The following is a 23,047-nucleotide window of genomic DNA, read 5'->3' as shown; positions in this document are numbered from 1 at the left end:
TTCTCACTCGCCGCCGCGCCACGCCGCGACCGGGCGGCGCGCTCGGTCGGTGCGGTCGGGCGTGGGCGGGCGGGCCCGCTTGTGGACCGTCTCCCGGCACATCTCCGCGAGGCGGTCGGCCGTCGCCGCGTCGAGTCCGGCGGCCTCGGCGGCCGCGTCGACGGCGATGCCCTCGTCGACGACCCGGCGGAGGAACGGGTCGATGCGGTCGTAGGGCGCGCCGAGGTCATCGGCGTCGGTCTGACCGGGGTAGTGTCCGGCGGTCGGCGTCGACTCGACCACCACGTCGGGGAGGCCGAGGCCGCGGGCCAGCGTCCGCACCTCGGTCTTGTAGAGCTCCCCCAGCGGGAAGCAGTCCGCGCCGGCGTCGCCGTGTTTCGTCACGTAGCCCAGCAACAGCTCCGAGCGGTTCGCGGTCCCGACGACGAGCGAGTTCGTCCGGTTGGCGGCGTAGTACGCGCAGGTCATCCGGAACCGGTCGACGACGTTTCCCAGTGCCCGGTCCGGCGTCGGGACCGCCCCGTCGCCGGCCTCGGGGTCCAGCGACGGCCGCACGGACTGCTCGAACTGCTGGACGAGCGGGCGTAGGTGGACCCGGTCGAACCGGATGTCGAGGGCCTCGGCGACCGCGGCGGCCTCGGCGGCGGCCGTCGCGTCGGTCTTGTGACACGGGAGCGCGAGACCGAGGACGCGGTCGCTGCCGAGGGCCTCGGCGGCGAGGACGGCAGCCACCGACGAGTCGAGGCCGCCGCTCATCGGGACGACCACGCCGTCGGCGTCGGCGGCGCGGACCCGGTCTTCGAGGAACGCGGTCAGCGTCGATTCGACGGCCGCCGCGTCCGCACGGGACAATAGGTCGGGACGGTCGGCGGGGCGTGCGTCTGCGTTTCCGGTCATGGGCCGAGCGAGGGAGTTGCCACACTTACCGCTACCCCTTAAACACCTTACGTGATTCCGAGGAGGGCTAGTGTGTTGGTACGTCGGTCGGTAGCCGTGCGACCGCGCCGCTCCCGCGACGGCCACCCGCCGACCCACACGCTTTTGGCCGTCCTGACCGTTCGGTGTGGCAATGGCTGACCCCCTCGACCGGGCGTCGCCGGCCGGCGAGTTCGATTTCGAACGCCGGCCGACGACGGACCAGTCGTTCGAGAACGCGCTGGCGAAGGCCCGCGACGGCGAGCGCCTGACCGTCGCGGACGGGGTCGAACTCCTCTCGACCGGCACCGACCGCGCGGGCATCGACCAGCGCCGGAAAGAACAGGTCTTGGAGGCCGCCGACCGCCGCCGGGCCGAGGTCGTCGGCGACGAGGTCACCTTCGTCGCCAACCTCAACAACAACGTGACGACGGCCTGCAACACGGGCTGTCAGTTCTGTAACTTCAAGGACCGCTCCGAGCAGTTCCGCAGCGACTACCAGCAGGACCACGGCGGGTTCACGAAGACGCCCCCGGAGTCCCGCGAAATCGTCCGGAACGCCGTCGAGCGCGGCATCTACGAGGTGTGCTCAGTGTCCGGGCTCCACCCGGCGCTGGCGCTCGACGCCGACCACCGCGAGATACTCGCCGCCAGCGAGCAGGCGGACCTGAACTACCGGCCGGCCGCCGAGTACGACACCGACCCCGGCACCTACTGCGAGCAGTTGCGGGCCATGAGCGTCGACGGCGTCCACGTCCACTCGATGACGCCCGAGGAGGCCTACCACGCCCGCCGGGGTACCGACTGGAGCTACGAGGAGGTGTTCGAACGGCTCTCGGCGGCCGGCCTCGACAGCGTCCCCGGCACCGCCGCCGAGATTCTCGTCGACGAGGTGCGCGAGGTCATCTGCCCGGGGAAGATAGGGACCGGCGAGTGGCTGGACGCGATGACCGCCGCCGCGAGCGTCGGGCTGGACCTGACGGCGACCATCATGTACGGCCACGTCGAGAACGACCGCCACCGGGCCGAACACCTCGCTCGCGTCCGGGAGCTACAGGACCGCACCGGCGCGATAACGGAGTTCGTCCCGCTATCGTTCGTCCACGAGGCGACGCCGCTGTACGAGCGGGGGCTGGTCGAGGGCGGCGCGAGCCCCGACGAGGACGAACTGATGATAGCCGTCTCGCGGCTGTTCCTCGACAACGTCACCCACATCCAGTCCTCGTGGGTGAAGTACGGCGACGCCCGCGGCCTGAAGATGCTCACCTGCGGGGCCGACGACTTCATGGGGACCATCCTCTCCGAGGAGATAACCAAGCGGGCCGGCGGCGACCACGGCGAGTTCCGCTCGGTACAGGAGTACAGCGACATGATTCGGGCCATCGGGCGCACGCCGGTCGAGCGCTCGACGGACTACGAACAGCGCCGGGTCGTCGACCCCGAGGCGGACGTTCTCGGGCCGACGCTGGGCCCGCGGGCCGACGGAACGCCGCTGCTGGAGTGAGGGCCGACCGTCCGTTCCGAACCGGCCGCGCCTGCCGCGGGGGCGGCGGTCCGTCCCGTCAGTCGCCGGCCGGAACCGGGTTCTCGCCCCGTTCCAGCACGGCGCGGAACCGCTCGCCGGCCGCGTCGTCACCCGCGATGGCGCGCTCGACGCGCTCGGGGAGCCACCCCTCGTCGACGAACCGCTCGTAGACCGGGAGCCGCTCGCGCAGGGGGACGCCCGCGCTCTCGGCGACGGCCGCCAGTTCCCGCAGCGCCGGCCACTCGTAGTCGGGGTTGATATGGTCGTCGGTCACCGGCGAGACGCCGCCGAGGTCGTCGATGCCGCAGTCGGTCAGGTCCCGGGCCGGGGCGAGGTTCGGCGGCACCTGCACCGACACCTCCTCGGGCAGGGCGGCGCGGGCCATCGCCGTCACGCGGCGCATCGTGGCGAGGTCGGGCGACCCGCCCCGCCAGCGCTCGTTCTCGACGACCGGTTGGACGATGACCTCCTGCACGTGGCCGTGGCGCTCGTGGAGCGCCCGGATAGCCAGCAGGCTCTCGGCGCGGTGGTGCCAGTCCTCGCCGATACCGACCAGCACGCCCGTCGTGAAGGGCACGCCCAACTCGCCCGCCGTGTCGATGGTGGCGAGGCGCTGGCCCGGGGACTTCGCCCGCGGGCCGCCGTGTGCCTGCACGTCGGCGGTGGTCTCCAGCATCACGCCCATCGAGGCGTTGCAGTCGGCGACGGTCGCCATCTGCTCGCGGGTCTGGTCGCCGGGGTTCGCGTGGGGGAGCAGCCCCTCCGCCAGCGCGATTTCACAGGCCGCGCGCAGGTAGTCGTGAATCGAGTCGTACCCCCACGCCGACAGTTGGTCGTGGACGGCGGTGTAGCGGTCGTCGGGGTCGTCGCCGAAGGTAAACAGCGCCTCCGTACAGCCGGCGTCGGCCCCCTGACGGCACGTCTCGCGTATCTCCGCGGGACTCATGAGGTCGGCCTCGCCCGGCGGGTCGTAGTAGGTGCAGTACGTACAGGTGTACCGGCAGGCCGTCGTCAGCGGGACGAAGACGTTCCGGCAGTACGAGAGTTCGTCGGCCGCGGCCACGTCGGCCGGCGTCACCGACAGCAGGCGCTCGATGTCGCCGTCCGCTACCGAGAGGTCGACGCCGTGTTCGTCCGCGCCCGGAATCACGTCCGCCCCTCCGCGCTCGGGACGCAAAAGCGTGCAGGTCGTCGGGTCGCCGGCTACCGCTCGACGCCGACGCGGCCGTCGGCGGCGACCACCTCGAAACCGGCGTCGGCCAGCCAGTCCGCGGCCGCGCCGTCGCCGTGGAGCAACACCTCGGCGAGGTCGGTCGGTTCGTCCATGTCGGTCGCCAGCCGCCGGGAGTCCACCTCGGCGACGGTCGCACCCGCCGCGCGGGCGATGGCGCGGTGGTCCCGAATCGAGACGCCGTGGTAGTCGACGCGAAAGCCCTCGTGGCGGCAGACGACGGCGTTGGTCCCGCCGCCCAGTCCGGGCGCGAGGACCACGTCGGCGTCGGCGTCGAACAGTCGGGCGAGGCTCCCGGGGGTCGCCAGCGGCAGGTCGGCCATCACCACCGCGAGCGGGCCGTCGCCGAGCAGGTCGTTGACGAGCGGGTCCAGCCCGCGGTCGTCGACGGTGACCGGCGCGTCGCAGTCCAGCGGGGCCGTCGAGACCACCTCGGGGTCACGACCCGCGGCCGTCAGCGCGTCGAGTACGTCCGCGAGCATCGCTTCGGTGAACGCGCGGCGCTCGTCGGCGTCGAGAACGGGAGCGAGGCGCGTCTTGGGGTCGGACCCCGAGACGGGGACGACGGTCCGCATCTACAGCCTGTCGTAGTCGTCGCCCTGCTGGCGCTGGTAGAGGACGTAGCCGCCCCCGCCCAGCAGGAGGAGGACGACGACGCCGGCACCGGCGAGCAGAAGTGTCCGCGTGGTCTGTTGGCTCTGCTGGGCCTGTTGGGCGGTGGACTCGGCCTGACTGGCGAGGTCGACGGCGTTGCCGAAGTTCTCGTTCTCGTAGGCCGAGATAGCGTTGTTGACCAGCCCCTCGGCCTCCTCGTTGCCGCCGGCCGCGTCGATGGCCGACTGCGCGGACTCGATGGCCTGTCGGGCCTCGCGGCTCTCCTCGGTGTAGTGGTGGGCCCTGTCGACTTGGAACTCCTCGCGGTTGTTCCCGCTGATGCGGTCGAGCGACGCGACGAGGTACGTCTCCTCGGGCTGGTAGGTGTAGTTCTCGATGGCCGGGGTCGTTCCGACCAGTTCCACCCGAACTTGGTCGCCGTTGTTGTCGATGTCGAGGTCCTGCGTGACGTTCTGGTCGCCGTAGGTGTCCTGACTCACCTGATTACCGGCCCGCAAGACGGTGACCGTCCAACTGACGTTGCGGAGTTCGGTCTGTGCGGCGAGGGTCCACTGGTTGGGCGCGTCGGTGAAGGGGTCGTCGATGGTGTAGGTGACGCTGACCTCCTCGTCGACCCCGGACTCGCCGGGGACGCCGTCGGCCGAGACGGTAAAAGCGCTAGCGGTGCCCGCGAAGGCGAGCAGGCCGACGACGCAAAGCAGCGTTATCGCGCGACTAGAACAGCGGATCGAGTTCATCTTCATCGTCTTCCACCAACTCCTCCAAGTTATCTTCGCTTTGCTGGCGAATGTCGTCGATGTTGTCCTGCGCTTCGATGGCGACCTGCTGCAGTTCCTTGATTCGCGGGACGTTGTGGACGCCGGCCAGCAGGATGGAGGCGGCCACCTTGTTCGTCTGGGTCGGGTAGTCCCCGCCCCGGACCTCCATGGAGCCGGTCTGCTCCTCCAGCCACTTGCGCCCGCGCTCGATTCCCTTCCGATTGAGGTGGGCCGGCGGCCCGGCCATCACCAACAGGGCGCGCTCGGCCCCGTCTATCTCGCAGGGGAGTGTGAGCCGGCCCAGCGCCGCCTTCCGGACCAGCGACGTGATGCGGTTCGTCGTGTTGACTGTGTCCATCCCGTCGTCGGCCGCGTCGTCGCCGCCCTTGAACCGCGAGAGGAGGCCGCCCCCGCCCGAGGAGACTTCGACCTCCTCGGAGGCGTAGCCGACGGTGGAGATGCCGCCGCCGTCGAGCGTGTTGATTATCTCCGAGGAGTCGACGACGCTCTCGGCGATGTTGTCGCCCTCGCCGACCTCGCCGGCCCCGAACAGGACGCCGAAGCGACGGACGATCTCCTCGTTGATGTGGTCGTAGCCGCCCTCGACGGACTCGCCGGTCTGTCGCCACGCGTCGTTGTCGAACACGAGCAGGTTGTCGACCTCGCGGACGAACGTCTGGAACGAGCGGGCGGCGTTGAGCGTGTAGATACCCCCCTCGTCGCTGCCCGGCAGGACGCCAAGTCCGTAGACCGGTTCGGTGTAGATGCGCTTGAGGTGTTTGGCGAGTACCGGCGAGCCGCCGGAGCCGGTCCCGCCGCCAAGTCCCGAGACGATGAGAAAGGCGTCGACCTCGTGGACCGGGACGTTGTCGATGGCACCCTGAATCTCGTCGATGTCCTCCTCGGCGATCTCCGCGCCGAGTTCGTTGTCAGCGCCCACGCCGTGACCCTTGACGCGCGCCTGACCGATGAGCACTCGATTCTCGTCCGGGATGTGTTCCAGCCCGAGCAGGTCGGCTTTGGCCGTGTTGACCGCCACGGCCGACCGGACTATCCCCGAGCCCGTGTTCCGGTCGTACTCGAGGAACTTGTCCACAATCTTGCCGCCGGCCTGCCCGAAGCCGATCATCGCGAGTTTCATTATATGGTACTCCGCTTAAAAGGCCTAAGTAGGAATGCGCGTATAAGTTTTTTGCCCAAATCTCAGCCATGAAAGCCCACTTGAGTAACAGAAACGGCCGAAGGGGCCGGGGTCGGCCGCCCGGCCGTGCCCGGAGAGAACCGGGCGGGCGGTGACCGCTGTCGGCCGTCGGCTCGGCCGGTCCGGACGACTCCGACGCCGTTCAGTCGAGCCCGAGATACGAGGCGTAACTCCGCATCTCGGCCGGGTCGTAGCCGAACGCGGGCGCGTCGTTGTCGGCGGGCGCGTTGTCGAAGTCCAGCCCCTCGTACTGGTCGCTGCCCATCGGGAACCCGAGCGCCCCGAGGACCGGCAGGCCGACCTTGGCCAGTGGCATCGGGAGCGGGACGACGGTGACGGACTTGCCCTCGCTCTCGAAGACGAGTTCGGTCGCCTCCCGGAGGGTCAGCCGCTCGGGCCCGCCGACCTCGTAGGTCTCGCCGACGTGTTCGTCGTCTTCGAGCGCGTCGGCCAGCATCGGAACGAGGTCCGCGACCCAGATGAGTTGGAAGTGGGCCCGCTCGCCGCCGCCCGGCAGCGGATACAGCGGGACGCCCGGCGCGAATATCCGCTTGAGTCGCTTGACGAAGTAGCCGAACTCGTCGCCCTCGCCGAAGACGATGGAGGGACGGAAGACGACCCAGTCCAGCGAGGACTCTCTGACGACCGCCTCGGCCTCGCCTTTCGCGCGGAGGTAGTGGGTCGCCGCGTCGGGGTCCGCGCCGAGCGCGCTCATCTGGAGGAACCGGTCGACGCCGTGGGCCTCCGCCGCCCGCACGGCGTTTCTCGTTCCGCCGAGGTGGACCCGTTCGTGCATCTCGTTGCCGCCGTCGGGTTCGAACAGCGGCGTCAGCGCCGGCAGGAAGACGACGGCGTCCTGTCCCTCGAAGGCTCCCTCGATGCTGTCGTAGTCGGTCACGTCGCCCTCCGTGCGGACGACGCCGGTTGGGAGGTCCGCGTCGTGTGGGTTCCGCGACAGCGCGGTCACCTCGTGGCCGCGGTCGTCGAGTTCCCGACACAGGTGCTGTCCGACGAATCCGGTCCCGCCGACTACGAGTACGTCCATGGTCGACCGGACGACGGCGGGCCACCTAAAGGTAGGGCGCAACTAGTTTGGCCCCACCGCGTCCCGGTCCGGGGGTCTTACGGTCCCCGGCGTCGACGGTCGGGTATGCTCGTCACGCTGGAGGGCCTCGACGGCAGCGGCAAGACGACCGTCTGGGAGCGGCTACGGGCCGACGACGCCTTCGAGGACGCCGTTTTCACCCGCGAGCCGACCGACAGTTGGTACGGCGACGCCGTCCAGCGCTCCATCGACGACGCCGACGCCGACGAACTCGCCGAACTGTTCCTCTACACCGCCGACCACGCCGCCCATCTGGCCGACACCGTCCGTCCGGCCCTCGACGCCGGCCGACTGGTCGTCTCGGACCGCTACTCCGACTCGCGGTACGCCTATCAGGGGGCGACGCTCGCGGGCCACGACGCCTTCGACGACCCGCTGGAGTACGTCCGCGCGGTCCACGCGCCGTGGACCCGGCCGCCGGACCTGACAGTGTATCTCGACCTCGACCCGGAGACCGCCGCGCGCCGCAGCGGCGCGACCAACAAGTTCGAGACGGCCGACTACCTCGCCGACGTGCGGGCGAACTACGAACGGCTCGTCGACGCCGCCCCCGACCGGTTCGTCCGCGTCGACGCGAGAGCCGACCCCGACGCGGTGTACGAACGGGTCCGCGCCGCGGTGAGCGACCGCGCTTAGTCCGTCGACGTCGGCAGCGTGACCTCCTCGGGCGAGGGCATCCAGAAGTAGTCGAACGTGATGCCGACCGCCAGCGGCAGGACGACCGTCACGGAGAGAAACGTCCCCCGTCCGAGCGTGACGAACGGCCCGACGGGCACCGACAGTATCACCGCGACGACGACGACCGCGACCGGACACAGCAATACCGAGTAGAGCAGCCCGCCCCAGCGCGTGTTGAGCCGCACGCGGAAGAACCGCGTCATGAGGGCCGTCACGGCACTGTTCACCAGCACGATGACGACGAGCCCGACGAGTCCGACGACGGTGACCATGCACTTGCTTGGGGCCCGACGCTCTTTGCCGTGTCGGACCGCGCTACTCCAGACAGATGTACGTCCGCGTGTCCGCGACGCCGTCTAGTTCCCGTACCCGCGTGGCGACCGACTGCATCACGTCGTACACCTCGTCGCCGGTCGCCTCGGCGATGATGTCGTACTGCCCCGCGACGATGTGGGCCTCGGTGATACCCGCCGAGGACTGGACCGCTGCCAGCAGTTCGTCCGACTTGCCGGCGACGGTCTTTATCATGATGAACGCTCGTACCATGCTTTGGTATGTCGTGTCATGGAGCCAAAAAGGTTCCTGCGGTGACAGGCGAAGCGTGGACTCCCGGCCCGCCGAGGGCGGGCACGGCCGGACCCACCTCCGGTGATTCCGCCGGGAACGGCTTGAGCTATAGTAACCGCCAGACGGCTTCGGTGTCCGCAAGGTTTCCTTGCGAGCTAATAAAAAGTACCTTCGACGGCACTTTTCCAATTCCGCCGAAAAATTCCCGAAGAGCGGCTGTAGCGCCGCTTTCGGAAAAGCTGGGAACGGGCAGGAATCGGGATGGGCCAACGCGGATTTGAACCGCGAACCTCCCGGTTATCAGCCGAGCGCTCAACCTGATTGAGCTATTGGCCCGACGGGCGCGTCTTGGTGTACCCGAGGGGTATTGAAAAGGGTAACGTTTCGCCAGCAGAGCCGTGAGAAACCGCCACAGGGCGGTCAGTCCTCGTCGGACTCCTCGAAGTCGATGTCGGTCGCGGTCGTCGGGTCGATGCCGTCGCCGCCGTCGTCGGGACCGGGGCGACCGGCGTCGGGACCGGGGCCCGCGCCGTCCTCGTTGGGGAAGCCGCCGACGTACACCTGCCCGGAGGCGAAGCCGCCGGTCTTGGCGTCGATGTAGGGGCCGACGAACCAGCGAGTGACCGCCAGCCGGATGGGGTAGCGGGTGAGCGGGACGGCGATGAGCAGGCCGACGAAGTCCGTCACCAGTCCGGGGGTGAGGAAGAACGCCCCGGCGGCGATGAGCAGGCCGCCGTCGACGAGTTCGTCGGTGGGGACCTCGCCCTGTGCGAGCTTGCGCTGTATCTCGCGCAGCGTCGCCCGGCCCTCGGCGCGGACGAGCAGCATGCCGATCAGCGCCGTCAGGACGACGAGCGCGACGACCACGAGCGGCGGGACGGGAAAGAGGACCCCGGTCGCAAGCGCCACCAGCAGGACCGCGTCGAACAGCGGGATGAGCAACAGGAGCCCGATGACCCGGAGCATACCCCCGCTTGCAGGGCCGGCCCCAAACCCCTTTCGAGAGCGACGGCGGCTCGTCAGTCCCGTTCGCGGAGCCGTACTGCGACGGAGTCGGTCGGCGAGAGCGTGATGCGCATCGCCAGCGACAGCGGCGGCTCGGTCACCGCCTCGACCCGGTAGCGCTGCGCGATGGTCGCCAGCGCGAGCTTGGCCTCCAGCCGCGCGAAGCGCATGCCGATGCAGTGGCGCGGCCCGCCGCCGAAGGGGTAGTAGGCGTAGTCCGGGAGTTCGGCCTCGAAGCCGTCGGTCCAGCGGTCGGGCCGGAAGCTGTCGGGCGCGTCGTACCACCGTTCGTCGCGGTGGACGAGCCACTGTGGGAGCGTCAACTGCGCGCCCGGTTCGACCGCGTACCCGCCCAGTTCCACCGGTTCGGTGGGCTGGCGGAAGACGGTGAACGCCGGCGGGTAGAGCCGCAGGACCTCGGTGAGTACGCGGTCGAGATAGGGGAGGTCCGGGAGGTCCGCCGGCGTCGGGTCGGCGTCGCCGAGCGTCGCGTCCAGTTCCGCGTGGAGGCGGCGCTGTGCCTCTGGGTGGTGGCCCAGCAGGAACCACGCGTAGGTCAGCGTCAGCGCCGTCGTGTCGTGGCCGGCGACGAGGAACGTGAGCAGTTGGTGGCGCAGGCGCTCGCGGTCCAGCCGCTCCGCGGGGAGCGAGAGCAGCAGCGAGAGCACGTCGTCGCGAGCCTCGCGGCTGGCGGCGTCCTCGCGCTCGCGGCGGGCCACGATGTCGTCGAGCGTCGCCTCGAAGGCCGCCCGCGCCCGGCGGACCCGCCGGTTCGTCGGCGTCGGCACCCACAGCGGGGTGTAGGCCGACAGCCGCCGGGGGTCGAGGCGCTCCCGGAGCGCCGACAGCAGCGGCTCCAGCGCGTCGGCGGTCGTCTCGACGTCCACGTCCAGCAGCGTCTTCCCGAGGATGCGAAGCGTCAGCGACTGCATCGCCGGCAGCAGGTCGACCGTCTCGCCGTCGGTCCACCCGGCGGCCGTCTCGGCGGCGAAGGCGGTCATCGTCTCCCCGTAGGCCGCGACGCGCTCGCGGTAGAAGGCCGGCTGGAGGGCGGTCCGCTGGCGCTGCCACTCCGCGCCCTCCAGCAGGAACAGCCCCTCGCCGACGAACTGGCCGAGCGTGCTTCGGAGGAGCCGCCCCTTCTCGTAGGCGTCGGGGTTCGTGACCAGCACGTCTTCGACGAGGGCCGGGTGAGTGAGGAAGTAGCCCGTCGTGCCGGCGACGCTGTAGCCGACGACATCGGCGTCCATGCCGGCCACGCGGTCGTAGAAGGCCAGCGGGTCCCGCAACATCGCCAGCGTGTTCGTCACGGGCGGGAGGCGACCCGGTCGGGGCGGTCGGTCACCCGGCGTCACCGGGCCGCGTCGGTCCGGGTCCCGTTCGTCCCGCTCGCCGCGCCGTCGGGCGCACATACCCCGGCGTTGGGACCGGGCGCTGTTGTCGCTTTCGTCGGGTCCGAACGGAACCTACCGGAGTCGACGGTGGACCGCGTAGACGAGGCCGGCGGCCAGCGCGGGCGGGAGGAGGCCGGCGAGTTGGGGGAGGTCGTACAGCGCGCCGACGACGGGGCTGGCCGTGGGCTGTTGGAGCTGTGGCGGGACCGAAATCACGAGGCCGACGTACAGCGACAGCAGGAAGGTCACGCCCGACAGCGCCAGCGCGCGGTCGTAACCGACGGTCGAGCCGGTCCGGCGGTGGCGGCGCGCGACCAGCAACACCGGGGCCACGAGCGGCCCGACGACGAGGACGCCGACGACGAGGAAGAAGGCTCTGGAGAAGGTGAACGTCCCGCCGCGGGCGCTGAACGTCGCCCCGAACAGCGTCACGAGGCCCAGCGCGAACACGAGCGAGATAGCCAGCGCCGCGAGGACGGCGACGGCGATGTAGGCATTACACAGCAGCGAGTCGGTCGCCCGGAACGCGTAGGGGAACGCGCCGGGGAGGCCGTCGTAGGCGTCCGGGTCGGCGTCGACGCGCTCGGCGGCCGTCGCGTCTGTCATCGAGCCGACTACGGCGACGCGGCGGTTAAACGCCCCGCTTGCCGGCCGGTCGTGACCCCTATGTGGGGGGCCGTCGACGGTGGGCGTATGTACGTTGACATCGGTGCCGCGCTCGCCGCGACGGAACCGGGGCTCGACGAGGCGGCGCTAGACGACCTCGACGACCGCGTCCGGGCGGCACACGACCGCATCGCGCGGGGCCGCGCGGACGACGAGTTCGGGTACGCCGCCCTGAACCTCCCGTCGGCGACCGACGCCGCCGCCGTCCGCGAGGCGGTCGCACCGGTCGACGACGCCGACTACGTCCTCACGGTGGGCATCGGTGGCTCCGCGCTTGGCGCGCGGACGATAACCGCGGCGCTGGCCGACGACCCCGGCCGCCACGTCGTGTTGGACAACGTCGACCCCGAACACGTCCGGCGGACGCTCGCGGACCTGCCTCTCGCCGACACCGCCCTCAACGTCGTCTCGCGCTCGGGGACGACCGCCGAGACGCTGGCGAACTTCCTCGTCGTCCGCGAGGCCTACGCGGACGCCGGCGTCGACTGGACCGAGCGGACCGTCGTCACCACCGGCGAGTCCGGCCCCCTGCGCGCGCTGGCCGACGACCACGACCTGCCGACGCTGCGGGTCCCCGAGGGCGTCCCCGGCCGGTTCAGCGCGCTCTCGGCGGTCGGACTGGTCCCGCCGGCGGTGCTGGGCGTCGACATCGAGGGGCTGCTGGCGGGGGCCGGGGCCGTCGCCGACGACCTCGGACCGTCGCTGTCGGACACGCCGGCCTACGCCTACGGCGCGGTCGCCTACGAACTCGAACAGCGGGGGGCCGCGGTCAACGCCGTCATGCCCTACGCCGAGCGGTTGGAGGCCTTCGCGGAGTGGTTCGCACAGCTGTGGGCCGAGAGCCTCGGGAAGGACGGCCGCGGCCAGACCCCCGCCCGTGCGCTGGGTGCGACCGACCAGCACTCCCAACTGCAGCTGTACCGCGCCGGTCCCCGCGACAAGGTCGTCACGTTCGTCCGCCCGTGCGAGCGCGCCGACGCGACGATTCCGGAGCCGGACCACGACGACCTCGCGTACCTCTCGGGGACGACGCTGGGCGAACTGCTGGCCGCCGAGTCCGAGGCGACGCTGGCGAGCCTGCCGGCGGCCGACCGGCCGGCCATCGACGTGGGCATCGAGCGCGTCGACGCCGAGAGCGTCGGCCGGCTGCTGTACGCGATGGAGGCCGCCTGCGTCCTCGTGGGCGAACTCGCCGGCGTCGAGACGTTCACTCAGCCCGCCGTCGAGTGGGGCAAGCGGGCGACCCGCGGGCTGGTCCGGGGCGCGGAGACGGCCGAAACCGAGGCCGTCGCCGACCTGCGCGAACACCGCATCGAGGACTGACGGGGCCGTCCGGCCGCGGCCGACCGGTGGGGTCTTGTGGCCCGCTCCCGTACCCTCGCGTATCCGATGGCACTTTCCCCTCCGTACGTCGACGTGGCCGACGGCGGGACGGTCGTCACGAGCGTCGTCCGGGCGTTCGCGGTCGTCGCCGCCGCTTTCATCGCCGGGAGCGTCTTCGTCCAGTACGTCGGGATGCCCCTCGTCGGGCTGGAGAGTCTCGACGCCGCGCGGGCCGACCCGGTCCTCTACGCGGCGCTGAACGCCGTCTCGTACCTCGGCTTCTTCGCCGTCGCCGTCGGCTTCCTCCTCTATCGGGGCGAGCGCGACCTCGTCGGGGTCCGGTGGCCGACCCTCCGCGAGGTCGGGTGGGCCGTCGTCGGCATCCTCGGCGTCTTCGCCGCCGCCCTCGTCATGGGCGTCGTCGTCCAACTGCTCTCGGTGGTCGTCGAGGCGCTGTTCGGCGTGACCGTCACGCCGGGACAGAACACCGTCATCACCCGCGGCCGGGAGAACCCGGCGCTGTTCCTGTGGATGGTCCCGGTCGCCCTGCTGTTCGTCGGTCCCGCCGAGGAACTGCTCTTTCGCGGCGTCGTCCAAGGCCTGCTCAAGCGCTCGTTCGGGCTTGTCCCCGGCATCGTCGCGGCGAGTCTCGTCTTCGGCGTCGGCCATTACCTCGCTATCAGTTCCGGGAGCGCGTGGACGTACCTGCTGACCGCGGGCGGGATGGGGCTGGTGTTGGGCGTCCTCTACGAGTACACCGAGAACATCGTCGTCCCGGCGCTGACCCACGGCGTCTGGAACGCCGGCCTGTTCGTCCTGAACTACTATCTGGCGGTCGCCGGCATCGAGCTTCCGGCCTGAATACGACGGCTGTCTGACGGGTCTTTATACAGACACGCGTCCAACCACGGGCCATGGTGACCCGGTTCACGGTCGTGTGTGACGACGACCAAGCCCGGGCCGTCGAGTCCTTGGCGCGTCGCTACGGCATCCGCGAGGAGGAGGTCCTGCGACAACTCGTCGAACTCGGACTCGAAGACATCGAGGAGTCGGTGGTCTAAGCCGGGTTCTTCCGGGAGAGCGAGCTTCCGCATATCGGACAGCGGTCGCGGTTGTCCTCGAACTCGCGGCCACAGCCCTGACACTGGAACAGCCAGTCGCGCTGCTCGGAGATGCCCTCGCGGGCGATGACCTCGACCGCGACGTCGAGCTTCTCCGCGACGTTTTGCATCGCGTAATCGTCGGTGACGAGCCGGCCGTCGAGTTCGAAGGCCGCGGCCACCAGCCGAACGTCGGTGTCGGAGAGCTCCGCGAGGTCGCCCGTCTCTCGGGCCGCGCGCTCGACGCGCTCGACGGTGTTTTCCTCGGGGATGTGGAGGTGCATCCCCGACCCCTCCAAGGCGTCGAAGCGGTAGGCGGCCTCGCCCTCCAGTTCCTCGTGGACCAGCGGGATGGAGGCGATTCGCTCGTCGGTGTGATACTCGTTGATGAACGCCGAGGAGTCCAGAACGTACATCTACCGGTCGACGATCATGTGGTCTTTCACTGCTTGGACCCGCTCGACGGGGACCAGCAGTCGGCCGTCGGGACTCTGCTCGAAGTCCATGTCGCGGACGGACTCGATGGGGTCGATGACGAGGTGTTCCAGCCGCCCCGAGGAGAGGTCCATCGTGATGTTGTAGAGGCTCCCCATCTCGGTGCCGTCGGTACCCATCACGTCTTTCCCCGAGAGGTTCTCGGCGAGTATGTCTGTCATAGGCGTTCTTTCTGAGTGCGCTTACATAAACGCCACGGGGACGTCTGACGCGCGTCGTCGCTCGCTGCCCGGACGCCACCCTTATCGCCCGGACGGCCCAGTAACGGGCATGGACGACGACAGGCGCGGGTTCCTCGCGGCGCTGGCGGCGGGCGTCACCGGGAGCCTCGCCGGCTGTGGCGGCGACGACGGGACCGGAACCGAAACCGAACGGGCGACCGCGACGGCCACGTCGACGGCCACCGCGACCGCCACATCGACGCCGACCGACACCGCGACCGCCACGTCGACGCCGACCGACACCGCGACCGCCACCCCCGCGTACGCCCAGCGCGTCGCCGTCGGGCCGGGCGGCTACCGCTTCGACCCCGAGACCTTCGAGATAGCCGTCGGCGAGACGGTGCTGTGGGAGTGGGCGAGCAGTTTCCACAACGTCGAGCCGGCGCGCACGCCCGACGCTAGCGACTGGGCCGGGACGCCGGGCGGCCCCGACGACACGTTCGAGAGCGGGTACACCCACGCCCACACCTTCGAGGCGGCCGGCGAGTACGAGTACTACTGTGCCCCACACCGGAGCGCGGGCATGACCGGGTCGTTCACCGTCGTCGAGTGACGGGCCGGCGGAACCGACGGTTCCGCGGCGCTGGCGGCATGACGACGAACTTAACTTGCGTGGCCGACTCGGTTCCGGTAACTTCTGGGGCCATCTATGTCTGACACCGACGCCACCACGGAGACGGACGCCGACGCGCTCAGGACGCCAATCGTCGCGGTACTGGGCCACGTCGACCACGGGAAGACGAGCCTGCTGGACCGCATCCGCGGCTCGGCGGTCACCGCCGGCGAGTCGGGCGCGATTACCCAACACATCGGGGCGACGGCCGTGCCGCTGGAGGTCATCTCCGAGATAGCCGGCGGGCTGGTCGACCCCACCGACTTCGACCTCCCCGGCCTGCTTTTCATCGACACGCCGGGGCACCACTCCTTCTCGACGCTGCGCTCCCGCGGCGGGGCGCTGGCCGACATCGCCATCCTCGTCGTCGACGTCAACGACGGGTTCCAGCCCCAGACGCTGGAGGCCATCGACATCCTCAAGCGGACCCAGACCCCCTTCATCGTCGCCGCCAACAAGATAGACACCGTGCCGGGCTGGAACCCCAACGAGAACCAACCGGTCCAGCAGACGACCGAGGCCCAGTCCGAGCGGGTCCAGTCGGACCTCGACGAGAACCTCTACGAGATAATCGGCGAGCTATCGGACAACGGCTTCTCGGCGGACATGTACTGGCGGGTGCAGGACTTCCAAGCCAACATCGGCGTCGTCCCGGTCTCGGCCGAGACCGGCGAGGGCGTGCCGGACCTCCTGACGGTGATGATGGGCCTCTCCCAGCGCTACATGAAAGCGGAGATGGCCATCGACGCCGACGGTCCCGGCGTCGGCACCGTCCTCGAAGTCACGGACACGCAGGGGTTCGGGGCGACGCTCGACGCCATCGTCTACGACGGGACCATCCGGGCCGACGACACCATCGTCGTCGGCGGCCTGCAGGGGTCCATCGTCACCGACGTTCGGGCGCTCCTCCGCCCGCGACCCCTAGAGGAGATACGCACCGAACAGGAGTTCGAGCAGGTCGACGCGGTCGCGGCCGCCGACGGCGTGAAGATAGCCGCACCGGACCTCGACGACGCGATGGCCGGCGCGCCCATCCGCGTCGTCCGGGACCGCGACCGCGCCGCGGTCATCGCCGAGGTCGAGGAGGAACTGGCCGAGATAGAGGTCACCACCCAAGAGGAGGGCCTCGTCGTCAAGGCCGACACGCTGGGCTCGCTGGAAGCGATATCCAGCACGCTCCAAGAGGAGGAGATTCCGGTCATGCGCGCCGAGGTCGGGGCCGTCGCCCCCCGCGACGTGCGCGTCGCCGATACGGCCAACGAACCGACCCACCGCGCCATCCTCGCGTTCTCCGTCGACGTCCTCGACGACGCCCGGGACCTCGCCGAGCAGGAGGACGTGAAACTGTTCGAGAACGACGTCATCTACCAGCTCGTCGAGGACTACGACGAACACGTCACCGCCATCGAGGAGGCCCAACAGGAGCAGATTCTGGAGAACATCACCCGCCCGGCGAAGTTCCGGGTGCTGAAAGACCACGTGTTCCGCCAGTCCGACCCCGCCGTCGTCGGCGTCGAGGTCCTGTCGGGCGAACTCCGCCGGAACGTCAACGTCGTCCGCTGGGACGGCGACGAGCCGACCCGCGTCGGCCGCCTCAAATCGCTACAGGACGAGGGTGAGGAGGCCGACTCCGCCCGCACCGGCGAACGGCTGGCCGCCTCCATCGACGGCCCGACCGTCGGCCGACAGATAGCGGAGGGTGACGACCTCTGGGTCGAGATTCCCGAGAAACACGCCAAGATTCTCGAACAGGAACTGCGCGAGGACATCTCCGCCGACGAGCGCGAGGCGCTGTCGATGTATCTCGACAAACACCGGAACCGGGACCCCTTCTGGGGGAAGTGACAGACACGAGACTTACCTGTCCCCGCGCCGACGGGCCGGTATGGTCTCCCGCGAGAACGGCATCGTCCTCGGTTGCGTCGTCGCCGCGCTGGCGCTGGCCTACGTCGCCACCGCGGTCGTCGGACTCGACACCACCGTCGGCATCGGCGTCCTGCTGGGCGTCGGCGTCGTCCTCCCGCAGGCGCTCGTCGGCTATCTGGACGCCGGAGACAGTGGCTGACGCCGCCGACCGCGACCGAGTAATAATATTTAATTAGCAGGCGCGTCTCGTCCCGGGTAGGAATGGTCAACCCCGAGGTCCCCCTCTCGATGCCCGACGTGGTCCTCGCCAGTATCGCGCTGTCGATGCTGCTCGCGTGTGTCGGCGCGCTCGCCTCCTCGGTGAGTCTGGGCACCGCGCTGTCGGCCGGGAGCCTCCCGGCTAGCGGGTCCATCGGCTACGCGCTGTTTTACAACCCCCCGAGCGACGAGTAGTGAGTTACTGCGCCGTCGGCGTCGCCTCGTCGCCCATCGCCTGCTTCACTTGGAGCGCGGCCGACGCCGCGATGCCGCGCGCGAGGTCCGTCCGCTCGTCGTCGGAGATGGCCGCCTCCTCCGCGTCCTCGGGCGTATAGCCCGCGCTGACGACGGAGCCGACCGGCGGCTGGACCGCTATCGTGGCCCGCGGCCCGGCCTGCCCGGTGCTGAGTTCCGACCCGACCACGAACTCACCGGGGAGCAGTTCGCGCGTCTCCGCCGCGACGCTCGCGAGGTCCTGCCGGAGTCGCTTTCGCTGCTGTGCGGTGAGCGTCACGTCGCCCGCCTCGCTGCCGAACGGCGCATTGCCATACATGGACGTTCCCGCTCACTTAGGAGGTCGGGGACTAAAAACCCGCGGATAGCGCGTCGGCGAACACAGGGCCGATACGTCTCGGCCGACAAGGGGCGACGATGACGGAACCGGACATCGAGAACGCGGGGTATCGCCGCCTGTTCGGGTCGTCGGGACTGAGCGTCGGCGTCGGCCTGCCACTGACCGGCGTCAGGGAGACGACGCCGGACATCGAGGACGAACGCCGACTCGCCGGCGTCGCCGAGCGGGTCGGCTTCGACGGACTCTGGGCGCGGGACGTGCCGACCTACTGGCCCCGCTTCGGGGACGCCGGCGGGGCCTTCGACCCGTGGCCGCTGCTCACGGACGTGGCCGCCCACACCGACGAGATAGCGCTGGGCACCGCGAGCGTCGTTCTACCGTTGCGCCACCCGATTCACGTCGCCAAGGCCGCCGCCACCGTCGACCGGTTGTCGGGCGGCCGGCTGGTGGTGGGCGTCGCCTCCGGTGACCGGGACCCGGAGTACCCGGCCTTCGGCGTCGACCCGGAGGCCCGCGGCGAGCGCTTCAGGGAACACATCGAGGCGATTCGGGCCTGCTGGCGCGAGGAGTTCCCCGCCGTCGAGGGGGCGTGGGGGCGACTCGACGGGGAGTTGGACGTGTTGCCAAAGCCCACGACCGACGCTCTCCCGCTGTTGCCGACGGGCAACGCCAGACAGTCCACGGAGTGGATAGCGGAGAACGGCGACGGCTGGCTGTTCTACCACCTCCCCGAGGACACGCTCCGGTCGTACCTCTCGGCGTGGCGCGAAGGGGCCGACGACAAACCCTTCGCTATGGCGGTCAGGGTCGCCCTCGCCGACGACCCCGCGGCGGAGCCCGAGCCGCTACATCTGGGCTACCGCGCGGGAGTGGAGTGGGTCCGGGAGTACTTCCAGCGCCTCGACGACGACGGGGTCGACCACGTCGTCGTCGGCTTCGAGAGCGAGCGGCCCGCCGCGGCGATGGAGACGTTCGCCGACCGAGTGCTGGATGCGCTCTGAGGGCCGGCGACGGTCCCCCTCAGACGACCGGGTGGCTCTCGCCGTAGGCCGCGAGGACGACGGCGCTCTCGTGGTCGCCGTCGGCCGGCGGGGCGACGGCCTCGACGCGGACCGACTCCTCGACGAAGTCCCACGCCCGCAGGTCCCGGCCCGCGGCGAGTCCCTCGCGGATTTCGGCCCGCACCGCGTCGGGGTCGGTGCCGTCGACCTCGTAGAAGATTCCCGGTCCGTCCGCGGTTCGGGCCCACCCGATACCGGCGGCCGCGCGCTCGCCGGGCGCGGCCGTCGCCGACGACTCGACGACCTCCAGCGCCTCGCCCGGCGGGCCGAGGTCCGGCGCGGTCCCGATGACCTCGATGTCCGGGCCGGCGGGGATGACCGACGAGAGCGTCACGAGGTTGTAGTTGTGGACGCCGGCCGCGGCGAGGGCGGCGTCGTACGACGACAGCGCAGTCGGGCCGGCGGCGGTGCCCCACGCGACCCGAATCGTGCTCATACAGGACGCTCGACGGGCCGAGCGGTAAGGGGTTTCGCTTCGCTCAGCCCGCGAGCTTGTGCAGCATCCCCGGCCGGTCGGGGTCGCCGTCGACGGCCCGTTCGGTGTAGTAGACGGCGTCGTCGGTGACCAGCGGGGCGCTGGAGACGTGGCCGCGGTTCTCGACGGTCCACGCCACCTCGCCCGTCGCCCGGTCCAAGGCGTAGAGGCGCGCGTCGTAGGAACCCACCAGCACGTGCTCGCGGGTGGCGACGACGCTCCCGATAAGCCACCCGCCCGTGGGGTAGCGCCACCGCTCGTCGCCGGTTTCGAGGTCGACGGCGTACACCCGGTCGTCGTGGCTGCCGACGTAGACGGTACCCTCGTGGACCGCCGGCGCGCACATCGTGTCCGCGTCGGTCTCGAACGTCCAGCGGACGCCGCCGTCGGCGAGGTCGAGGGCGGTGACCGTCGCGGCCCACGACGGGACGATGGCCGCCCCGTCGGCGACGGCGACCGGCGCTTTCACGTCTCCGCCGGTGTCGTGGCGCCACGCCCGCTCCAAGCCGGGAAAGGTCCACGCGTAACAGCGGCCGTCGTTGGAGCCAAAGAGCAGGCGGCCCGCCGCGCGGTCGATGGCGACCGTCGAGTGGGGGTGGTCGGTCGGCCAGTCGTCGCGCCACAGCACCGCGCCGGTGTCGGCGCGGACGGCGGCGACGCTCCCGCTGGGTTTCGCGTGCTCGACGGCGACGTACAACACGCCGTTGTAGTAGGTCGGGCTGGCCCCGATGGCGTCGCCGAGGTCCGTCCGCCACACCCGCTCGCCCGTTTCGAGGTCCAGCGCCGACAGCGCGCCGTCGTAGGCCCCGACGTAGGCGTGGCCGTTGGCTATCGCGGCCGTGCCGTGGCTCCCCCGCGTCGCGTCGGTGATGCTGGTCGCCCACCGGACCTCGCCGTCGGTCGAGACGGCGCGCACGCGGCCGGTGTCGTCGGCCACCACGAGGTCGCCGGTGGGTGCTATCACCGGGCTCCCCTTCGCCGCGGTGTGGTCCCCGCGGTTGGTCGGGAGCGACCACCGGCGCTCGACGGGGTCGGGGAGCGACACGTCCCGGTAACCGCGGTTGCGAAGCCCCCGTCGGAACTGTGTCGCCGCCCGCTCGTCGAGGCCGCGGTCGGCCAGCGGGTCGAACGACCCGCGACATCCTGCCAGCGAGCCGACCGCCGCGGTCCCGACCGTCGCGAGGAACGCCCGCCGCGTCTGTCCGGTGTCCGTCACGCGCGTCGGTACTGGCCGTGATGGGATAAATCGCGCGGGAACCAAGCACGAGAACGGTACTGCCGCAAGCGGTCCGAGGAGAAGCGACGCTCAGGCGAACGCGATGGGGCCGGTGGTGTCGTCCTCGTCCCCCTGAATCTTCTCGAAGGCGTCGTGGAAGTCCCGCTGCCGGACGGTCGTGCGCTGGTCGCGGATGGCGAACATCCCGGCCTCGGTCGCCAGCGACGCGATTTCGGCTCCCGAGAGGTCGTCGGTCTCGCTGGCGAACGCGCCGAGGTCCACGTCGTCGGCGAGGTTCATGTCGCCGGTGTGGATTTCGAGGATGCGCTCCCGGCCCGCGGCGTCGGGCTTGGGGACCTCGATGAGGCGGTCGAACCGGCCGGGGCGCAGAATGGCGCGGTCGAGCATGTCGAAGCGGTTGGTGGCGGCGATGATGCGGATTTCACCGCGGTCGTCGAAGCCGTCCATCTCCGAGAGCAACTGCATCATCGTCCGCTGGACCTCCGCGTCCCCCGAGGTCTTCGACTCCGTGCGCTTGGCCGCGATGGCGTCTATCTCGTCGATGAAGATGATGGCTGGCTGGCGCTCGCTGGCGAGTTCGAAGAGGTCGCGGACGAGGCGGGCCCCCTCGCCGATGAACTTCCGGACGAGTTCGGAGCCGGCCATCTTGATGAAGGTGGCGTCGGTCTCGTTGGCGACGGCCTTGGCGAGCATCGTCTTGCCCGTCCCCGGCGGCCCGTGCAGGAGGACACCGCTTGGCGGGTCGATGCCTATCTCGCGGAACTGCTCGGCGTTGACCAGCGGCTCCTCGACGGCCTCGCGGACCTCGACGATCTGCTCTTCGAGGCCGCCGATGTCGTCGTAGGTCACGTCTGGCGAGCCGTCGACCTCCATCGCCTGCGCGCGGGCGTCGGTCTCGGGTTCGAGTATCTGCTTGACGCTGAACGAGTCGTTGATAGCGACCCGGTCGCCGGCCTCCATCTCGTCCCGCATCGAGGGCGAGACTTCGGTCAGCACCTCTTGGTTGTTGCCGTGTTGCTTGACGACGACGCCGTCGTCGGTCATCTCCTCGGCGGTGGCGATGTACAGCGAGGAGGTCTTCAGCGTCTCGTTTTCGCGTTCGAGCTGGTCGACATCGTCGGTGAGGTCGTCCCGGCGTTCGCGGGCCTCGTCGAGTTGGGCCGAGAGCTGTTCGTTCACGCGGACTATCTCTTCGAAGTGACTCCTGAGTGCCTCCAGACGCTCGGCCGGTGACATCTCGGGGTCGAGGTCCAGCCGCGGGCGCTCGGGAAGCGAAGGACTACGCGACATTTGGCTGGCCGTACCTACACAGTTGAAACACAAAGGGCCTTTGGGTCGAGGGGGTGGTCGTCACCTCCGGAGCCCGGTGATTGCGTGGTCGTCGGCCGGGTCAGTGCGGAGTCAGCGGCCGGGTCAGTGCGGGGCCGGCGCGGCCTCAGCCGCCGCCGTCCCGACACGCCTAACCCGTCGGGGCGCGACGACCGCCCATGCGCCAGTTCGTCGTCACCGGCCACGACGCGCCGACGACCGCCGACTTCTCGCTCGACGACCTCGCGGGCGGGGCCGGACGCCTCGACGCCCTCTGTCGCTGTGTCACCAGCGCCTTCTTCCTCAGCCACGCCATCCGCGAGGACGTTCGCGCCCATCTCGTGCTGGCCGACGAGTACACCGTCACGTTCGACGGTGCCGACCTCCGCCGGCTCAACCCCGACGAGCGCTCGACGGCCGCGCTGATACGGAACGCACTCGACCGGCGCGAGGACGCCATCGGCCACGTCCCGGTCGAGACCTCGCCGGGCGTCTCGCTGACCCGGCGGGGGTTCGTCGACACGCTTGACGCCGTCGCGGCCGAGGGGACGGTCGTCCAACTCCACGCCGGCGGCGACCCTATCGTGGAGACCGCGCCGCCGACCGACCCCGTCTTCGTCCTCTCGGACCACCGCGATTTCACCGACACCGAGGCCGACCTGCTCGCCGGGACGGCCGACCGGCGGGTGTCGCTGGGCCCCGAGCGGCTCCACGGCGACCACGCGATTACCGTCGCGCACAACTACCTCGACACCGACGGATTCGAGCGCTACTGAGACGGCCGCGACGGCCCGCAGGGGCGGGTTCTGTCCCAGAAGACCTTTTCGGCTCCCCTTCCACGTGGGGGTATGCTCCG

28 protein-coding genes and 1 tRNA gene are annotated in these 23,047 nt (G+C 70.3%); 11 read left to right on the top strand and 18 right to left on the bottom strand.

The annotated features are described in order from the left end of the window. Positions 1-3: 3 nt before the first annotated feature. Positions 4-897: an NAD+ synthase gene (locus tag ACV7JO_RS02025; RefSeq protein ID WP_470354675.1), complete on the bottom strand. Its 894-nt coding sequence runs from the start codon at positions 895-897 to the stop codon at positions 4-6. A 172-nt stretch (positions 898-1,069) separates the two neighbouring features. On the opposite strand from ACV7JO_RS02025, the gene cofH reads away from it, so the two are divergent. Continuing rightward, the gene (cofH, locus tag ACV7JO_RS02020; protein WP_470354674.1) at positions 1,070-2,419 is read left to right on the top strand and encodes a 7,8-didemethyl-8-hydroxy-5-deazariboflavin synthase subunit CofH; all 1,350 of its coding nucleotides are present in this window, start codon (positions 1,070-1,072) and stop codon (positions 2,417-2,419) included. A 58-nt stretch (positions 2,420-2,477) separates the two neighbouring features. Here cofH and cofG read toward each other — a convergent pair whose 3' ends face one another. The 5 genes from cofG to ACV7JO_RS01995 all read right to left on the bottom strand — a co-directional run bounded on the left by cofG (position 2,478) and on the right by ACV7JO_RS01995 (position 7,290). After that, positions 2,478-3,590 carry a 7,8-didemethyl-8-hydroxy-5-deazariboflavin synthase subunit CofG gene (gene cofG / locus ACV7JO_RS02015; protein ID WP_470354673.1) on the bottom strand — a complete coding sequence of 371 codons (1,113 nt, stop codon included), beginning with the start codon at positions 3,588-3,590 and terminating at the stop codon, positions 2,478-2,480. Positions 3,591-3,643: 53 nt separating this feature from the next. Beyond that, the gene (gene cofC, locus ACV7JO_RS02010) at positions 3,644-4,246 is read right to left on the bottom strand and encodes a 2-phospho-L-lactate guanylyltransferase (RefSeq protein ID WP_470354672.1); all 603 of its coding nucleotides are present in this window, start codon (positions 4,244-4,246) and stop codon (positions 3,644-3,646) included. Then, complete coding sequence (locus ACV7JO_RS02005; protein ID WP_470354671.1) at positions 4,247-5,029, bottom strand: hypothetical protein; 783 nt, start codon at positions 5,027-5,029, stop codon at positions 4,247-4,249. It abuts the gene before it with no gap. Continuing rightward, the gene (locus tag ACV7JO_RS02000) at positions 5,001-6,185 is read right to left on the bottom strand and encodes a tubulin/FtsZ family protein (RefSeq protein WP_470354670.1); all 1,185 of its coding nucleotides are present in this window, start codon (positions 6,183-6,185) and stop codon (positions 5,001-5,003) included. The genes ACV7JO_RS02005 and ACV7JO_RS02000 overlap by 29 nt, the downstream gene beginning before the upstream one ends. A 202-nt stretch (positions 6,186-6,387) precedes the next feature. Beyond that, complete coding sequence (locus tag ACV7JO_RS01995; RefSeq protein WP_470354669.1) at positions 6,388-7,290, bottom strand: complex I NDUFA9 subunit family protein; 903 nt, start codon at positions 7,288-7,290, stop codon at positions 6,388-6,390. A 105-nt stretch (positions 7,291-7,395) separates the two neighbouring features. Here ACV7JO_RS01995 and tmk point away from each other — a divergent pair, with 105 nt between their 5' ends. Continuing rightward, positions 7,396-7,986, top strand: coding sequence for a dTMP kinase (gene tmk / locus ACV7JO_RS01990; protein WP_470354668.1), 591 nt, complete (start codon positions 7,396-7,398; stop codon positions 7,984-7,986). Here tmk and ACV7JO_RS01985 read toward each other — a convergent pair. The 6 genes from ACV7JO_RS01985 to ACV7JO_RS01960 form a co-directional block, all read right to left on the bottom strand. Continuing rightward, positions 7,983-8,300 carry a DUF7991 family protein gene (locus tag ACV7JO_RS01985; RefSeq protein ID WP_470354667.1) on the bottom strand — a complete coding sequence of 106 codons (318 nt, stop codon included), beginning with the start codon at positions 8,298-8,300 and terminating at the stop codon, positions 7,983-7,985. The genes tmk and ACV7JO_RS01985 overlap by 4 nt on opposite strands. A 43-nt stretch (positions 8,301-8,343) precedes the next feature. Beyond that, complete coding sequence (locus ACV7JO_RS01980) at positions 8,344-8,574, bottom strand: Lrp/AsnC ligand binding domain-containing protein (RefSeq protein ID WP_470354666.1); 231 nt, start codon at positions 8,572-8,574, stop codon at positions 8,344-8,346. Positions 8,575-8,857: 283 nt separating this feature from the next. Further along, a tRNA-Ile gene (locus ACV7JO_RS01975) sits at positions 8,858-8,931 on the bottom strand. A gap of 84 nt (positions 8,932-9,015) precedes the next feature. Beyond that, on the bottom strand, positions 9,016-9,561 hold the full coding sequence (locus ACV7JO_RS01970; RefSeq protein ID WP_470354665.1) for an FxsA family protein: 546 nt from the start codon (positions 9,559-9,561) through the stop codon (positions 9,016-9,018). 53 nt (positions 9,562-9,614) lie between these two features. Beyond that, the gene (locus ACV7JO_RS01965; protein WP_470354664.1) at positions 9,615-11,012 is read right to left on the bottom strand and encodes a cytochrome P450; all 1,398 of its coding nucleotides are present in this window, start codon (positions 11,010-11,012) and stop codon (positions 9,615-9,617) included. Between the two features lie 54 nt (positions 11,013-11,066). Continuing rightward, positions 11,067-11,600 carry a DUF8056 family protein gene (locus ACV7JO_RS01960; protein WP_470354663.1) on the bottom strand — a complete coding sequence of 178 codons (534 nt, stop codon included), beginning with the start codon at positions 11,598-11,600 and terminating at the stop codon, positions 11,067-11,069. A gap of 87 nt (positions 11,601-11,687) precedes the next feature. On the opposite strand from ACV7JO_RS01960, the gene ACV7JO_RS01955 reads away from it, so the two are divergent. The 3 genes from ACV7JO_RS01955 to ACV7JO_RS01945 all read left to right on the top strand — a co-directional run bounded on the left by ACV7JO_RS01955 (position 11,688) and on the right by ACV7JO_RS01945 (position 14,044). Beyond that, entirely contained in the window at positions 11,688-12,983 is a 1,296-nt protein-coding gene (locus ACV7JO_RS01955) for a glucose-6-phosphate isomerase (RefSeq protein ID WP_470354662.1), read from the top strand. Between the two features lie 66 nt (positions 12,984-13,049). Then, complete coding sequence (locus tag ACV7JO_RS01950) at positions 13,050-13,844, top strand: lysostaphin resistance A-like protein (protein ID WP_470354661.1); 795 nt, start codon at positions 13,050-13,052, stop codon at positions 13,842-13,844. A 53-nt stretch (positions 13,845-13,897) separates the two neighbouring features. Then, positions 13,898-14,044 (top strand): CopG family transcriptional regulator, encoded by a 147-nt coding sequence (locus tag ACV7JO_RS01945; protein WP_470354660.1) that lies wholly within the window; start codon positions 13,898-13,900, stop codon positions 14,042-14,044. Here the strand turns inward: ACV7JO_RS01945 and ACV7JO_RS01940 are convergent. Together ACV7JO_RS01940 and ACV7JO_RS01935 are read right to left on the bottom strand one after the other, a co-directional pair. Beyond that, complete coding sequence (locus tag ACV7JO_RS01940; RefSeq protein WP_470354659.1) at positions 14,041-14,499, bottom strand: NOB1 family endonuclease; 459 nt, start codon at positions 14,497-14,499, stop codon at positions 14,041-14,043. The genes ACV7JO_RS01945 and ACV7JO_RS01940 overlap by 4 nt on opposite strands. Further along, the gene (locus tag ACV7JO_RS01935) at positions 14,500-14,739 is read right to left on the bottom strand and encodes a PRC-barrel domain-containing protein (RefSeq protein ID WP_470354658.1); all 240 of its coding nucleotides are present in this window, start codon (positions 14,737-14,739) and stop codon (positions 14,500-14,502) included. Positions 14,740-14,848: 109 nt separating this feature from the next. On the opposite strand from ACV7JO_RS01935, the gene ACV7JO_RS01930 reads away from it, so the two are divergent. The 4 genes from ACV7JO_RS01930 to ACV7JO_RS01915 all read left to right on the top strand — a co-directional run bounded on the left by ACV7JO_RS01930 (position 14,849) and on the right by ACV7JO_RS01915 (position 17,731). After that, positions 14,849-15,352 carry a plastocyanin/azurin family copper-binding protein gene (locus ACV7JO_RS01930; protein WP_470354657.1) on the top strand — a complete coding sequence of 168 codons (504 nt, stop codon included), beginning with the start codon at positions 14,849-14,851 and terminating at the stop codon, positions 15,350-15,352. A gap of 96 nt (positions 15,353-15,448) precedes the next feature. Next, positions 15,449-17,257 (top strand): translation initiation factor IF-2, encoded by a 1,809-nt coding sequence (gene infB / locus ACV7JO_RS01925; protein WP_470354656.1) that lies wholly within the window; start codon positions 15,449-15,451, stop codon positions 17,255-17,257. Between the two features lie 40 nt (positions 17,258-17,297). Next, on the top strand, positions 17,298-17,477 hold the full coding sequence (locus tag ACV7JO_RS01920; protein ID WP_470354655.1) for a DUF7987 family protein: 180 nt from the start codon (positions 17,298-17,300) through the stop codon (positions 17,475-17,477). Between the two features lie 62 nt (positions 17,478-17,539). Next, on the top strand, positions 17,540-17,731 hold the full coding sequence (locus tag ACV7JO_RS01915) for a DUF8015 family protein (RefSeq protein WP_470354654.1): 192 nt from the start codon (positions 17,540-17,542) through the stop codon (positions 17,729-17,731). 4 nt (positions 17,732-17,735) lie between these two features. On the opposite strand, the gene ACV7JO_RS01910 is transcribed toward ACV7JO_RS01915, so the two are convergent. After that, the gene (locus ACV7JO_RS01910) at positions 17,736-18,089 is read right to left on the bottom strand and encodes a DUF5811 family protein (RefSeq protein ID WP_470354653.1); all 354 of its coding nucleotides are present in this window, start codon (positions 18,087-18,089) and stop codon (positions 17,736-17,738) included. Positions 18,090-18,187: 98 nt separating this feature from the next. Here ACV7JO_RS01910 and ACV7JO_RS01905 point away from each other — a divergent pair, with 98 nt between their 5' ends. Then, positions 18,188-19,111 (top strand): TIGR03571 family LLM class oxidoreductase, encoded by a 924-nt coding sequence (locus ACV7JO_RS01905; protein ID WP_470354652.1) that lies wholly within the window; start codon positions 18,188-18,190, stop codon positions 19,109-19,111. Between the two features lie 19 nt (positions 19,112-19,130). Here ACV7JO_RS01905 and ACV7JO_RS01900 read toward each other — a convergent pair whose 3' ends face one another. The 3 genes from ACV7JO_RS01900 to pan2 form a co-directional block, all read right to left on the bottom strand. Continuing rightward, positions 19,131-19,607, bottom strand: coding sequence for a pyruvoyl-dependent arginine decarboxylase (locus ACV7JO_RS01900; protein WP_470354651.1), 477 nt, complete (start codon positions 19,605-19,607; stop codon positions 19,131-19,133). Between the two features lie 43 nt (positions 19,608-19,650). Beyond that, complete coding sequence (locus tag ACV7JO_RS01895) at positions 19,651-20,862, bottom strand: outer membrane protein assembly factor BamB family protein (protein ID WP_470354650.1); 1,212 nt, start codon at positions 20,860-20,862, stop codon at positions 19,651-19,653. 90 nt (positions 20,863-20,952) lie between these two features. Further along, positions 20,953-22,173, bottom strand: a complete 1,221-nt coding sequence (gene pan2, locus ACV7JO_RS01890) for a proteasome-activating nucleotidase Pan2 (protein WP_470354649.1) — start codon at positions 22,171-22,173, stop codon at positions 20,953-20,955. Between the two features lie 197 nt (positions 22,174-22,370). Here pan2 and trmY point away from each other — a divergent pair, with 197 nt between their 5' ends. Continuing rightward, on the top strand, positions 22,371-22,967 hold the full coding sequence (trmY, locus tag ACV7JO_RS01885; protein WP_470354648.1) for a tRNA (pseudouridine(54)-N(1))-methyltransferase TrmY: 597 nt from the start codon (positions 22,371-22,373) through the stop codon (positions 22,965-22,967). Positions 22,968-23,047 lie beyond the last annotated feature (80 nt).

The organism is Haloarcula sp. MBLA0138 (assembly GCF_055632455.1).
Note: the sequence above shows the minus strand (reverse complement) of the source record. Positions and strands in the feature narration are given on the sequence as shown.

Excerpts from the sequence above, each read along its gene's own strand:
- pan2 (WP_470354649.1), bottom strand. The coding sequence starts at position 22,173 with ATGTCGCGTAGTCCTTCGCTTCCCGAGCGCCCGCGGCTGGACCTCGAC.
- ACV7JO_RS02025 (WP_470354675.1), bottom strand. The coding sequence starts at position 897 with ATGACCGGAAACGCAGACGCACGCCCCGCCGACCGTCCCGACCTATTG.
- ACV7JO_RS01920 (WP_470354655.1), top strand. The coding sequence starts at position 17,298 with ATGGTCTCCCGCGAGAACGGCATCGTCCTCGGTTGCGTCGTCGCCGCG.
- ACV7JO_RS01940 (WP_470354659.1), bottom strand. The coding sequence starts at position 14,499 with ATGTACGTTCTGGACTCCTCGGCGTTCATCAACGAGTATCACACCGAC.
- ACV7JO_RS01935 (WP_470354658.1), bottom strand. The coding sequence starts at position 14,739 with ATGACAGACATACTCGCCGAGAACCTCTCGGGGAAAGACGTGATGGGT.
- ACV7JO_RS01980 (WP_470354666.1), bottom strand. The coding sequence starts at position 8,574 with ATGGTACGAGCGTTCATCATGATAAAGACCGTCGCCGGCAAGTCGGAC.
- ACV7JO_RS01950 (WP_470354661.1), top strand. The coding sequence starts at position 13,050 with ATGGCACTTTCCCCTCCGTACGTCGACGTGGCCGACGGCGGGACGGTC.
- ACV7JO_RS01960 (WP_470354663.1), bottom strand. The coding sequence starts at position 11,600 with ATGACAGACGCGACGGCCGCCGAGCGCGTCGACGCCGACCCGGACGCC.
- ACV7JO_RS01965 (WP_470354664.1), bottom strand. The coding sequence starts at position 11,012 with ATGTGCGCCCGACGGCGCGGCGAGCGGGACGAACGGGACCCGGACCGA.
- ACV7JO_RS01995 (WP_470354669.1), bottom strand. The coding sequence starts at position 7,290 with ATGGACGTACTCGTAGTCGGCGGGACCGGATTCGTCGGACAGCACCTG.
- ACV7JO_RS01945 (WP_470354660.1), top strand. The coding sequence starts at position 13,898 with ATGGTGACCCGGTTCACGGTCGTGTGTGACGACGACCAAGCCCGGGCC.
- ACV7JO_RS01905 (WP_470354652.1), top strand. The coding sequence starts at position 18,188 with ATGACGGAACCGGACATCGAGAACGCGGGGTATCGCCGCCTGTTCGGG.
- tmk (WP_470354668.1), top strand. The coding sequence starts at position 7,396 with ATGCTCGTCACGCTGGAGGGCCTCGACGGCAGCGGCAAGACGACCGTC.
- ACV7JO_RS01910 (WP_470354653.1), bottom strand. The coding sequence starts at position 18,089 with ATGTATGGCAATGCGCCGTTCGGCAGCGAGGCGGGCGACGTGACGCTC.
- infB (WP_470354656.1), top strand. The coding sequence starts at position 15,449 with ATGTCTGACACCGACGCCACCACGGAGACGGACGCCGACGCGCTCAGG.
- ACV7JO_RS01970 (WP_470354665.1), bottom strand. The coding sequence starts at position 9,561 with ATGCTCCGGGTCATCGGGCTCCTGTTGCTCATCCCGCTGTTCGACGCG.
- ACV7JO_RS02005 (WP_470354671.1), bottom strand. The coding sequence starts at position 5,029 with ATGAAGATGAACTCGATCCGCTGTTCTAGTCGCGCGATAACGCTGCTT.
- ACV7JO_RS01915 (WP_470354654.1), top strand. The coding sequence starts at position 17,540 with ATGGTCAACCCCGAGGTCCCCCTCTCGATGCCCGACGTGGTCCTCGCC.
- ACV7JO_RS01985 (WP_470354667.1), bottom strand. The coding sequence starts at position 8,300 with ATGGTCACCGTCGTCGGACTCGTCGGGCTCGTCGTCATCGTGCTGGTG.
- cofC (WP_470354672.1), bottom strand. The coding sequence starts at position 4,246 with ATGCGGACCGTCGTCCCCGTCTCGGGGTCCGACCCCAAGACGCGCCTC.
- cofH (WP_470354674.1), top strand. The coding sequence starts at position 1,070 with ATGGCTGACCCCCTCGACCGGGCGTCGCCGGCCGGCGAGTTCGATTTC.
- ACV7JO_RS01930 (WP_470354657.1), top strand. The coding sequence starts at position 14,849 with ATGGACGACGACAGGCGCGGGTTCCTCGCGGCGCTGGCGGCGGGCGTC.
- ACV7JO_RS02000 (WP_470354670.1), bottom strand. The coding sequence starts at position 6,185 with ATGAAACTCGCGATGATCGGCTTCGGGCAGGCCGGCGGCAAGATTGTG.
- trmY (WP_470354648.1), top strand. The coding sequence starts at position 22,371 with ATGCGCCAGTTCGTCGTCACCGGCCACGACGCGCCGACGACCGCCGAC.
- ACV7JO_RS01955 (WP_470354662.1), top strand. The coding sequence starts at position 11,688 with ATGTACGTTGACATCGGTGCCGCGCTCGCCGCGACGGAACCGGGGCTC.
- ACV7JO_RS01900 (WP_470354651.1), bottom strand. The coding sequence starts at position 19,607 with ATGAGCACGATTCGGGTCGCGTGGGGCACCGCCGCCGGCCCGACTGCG.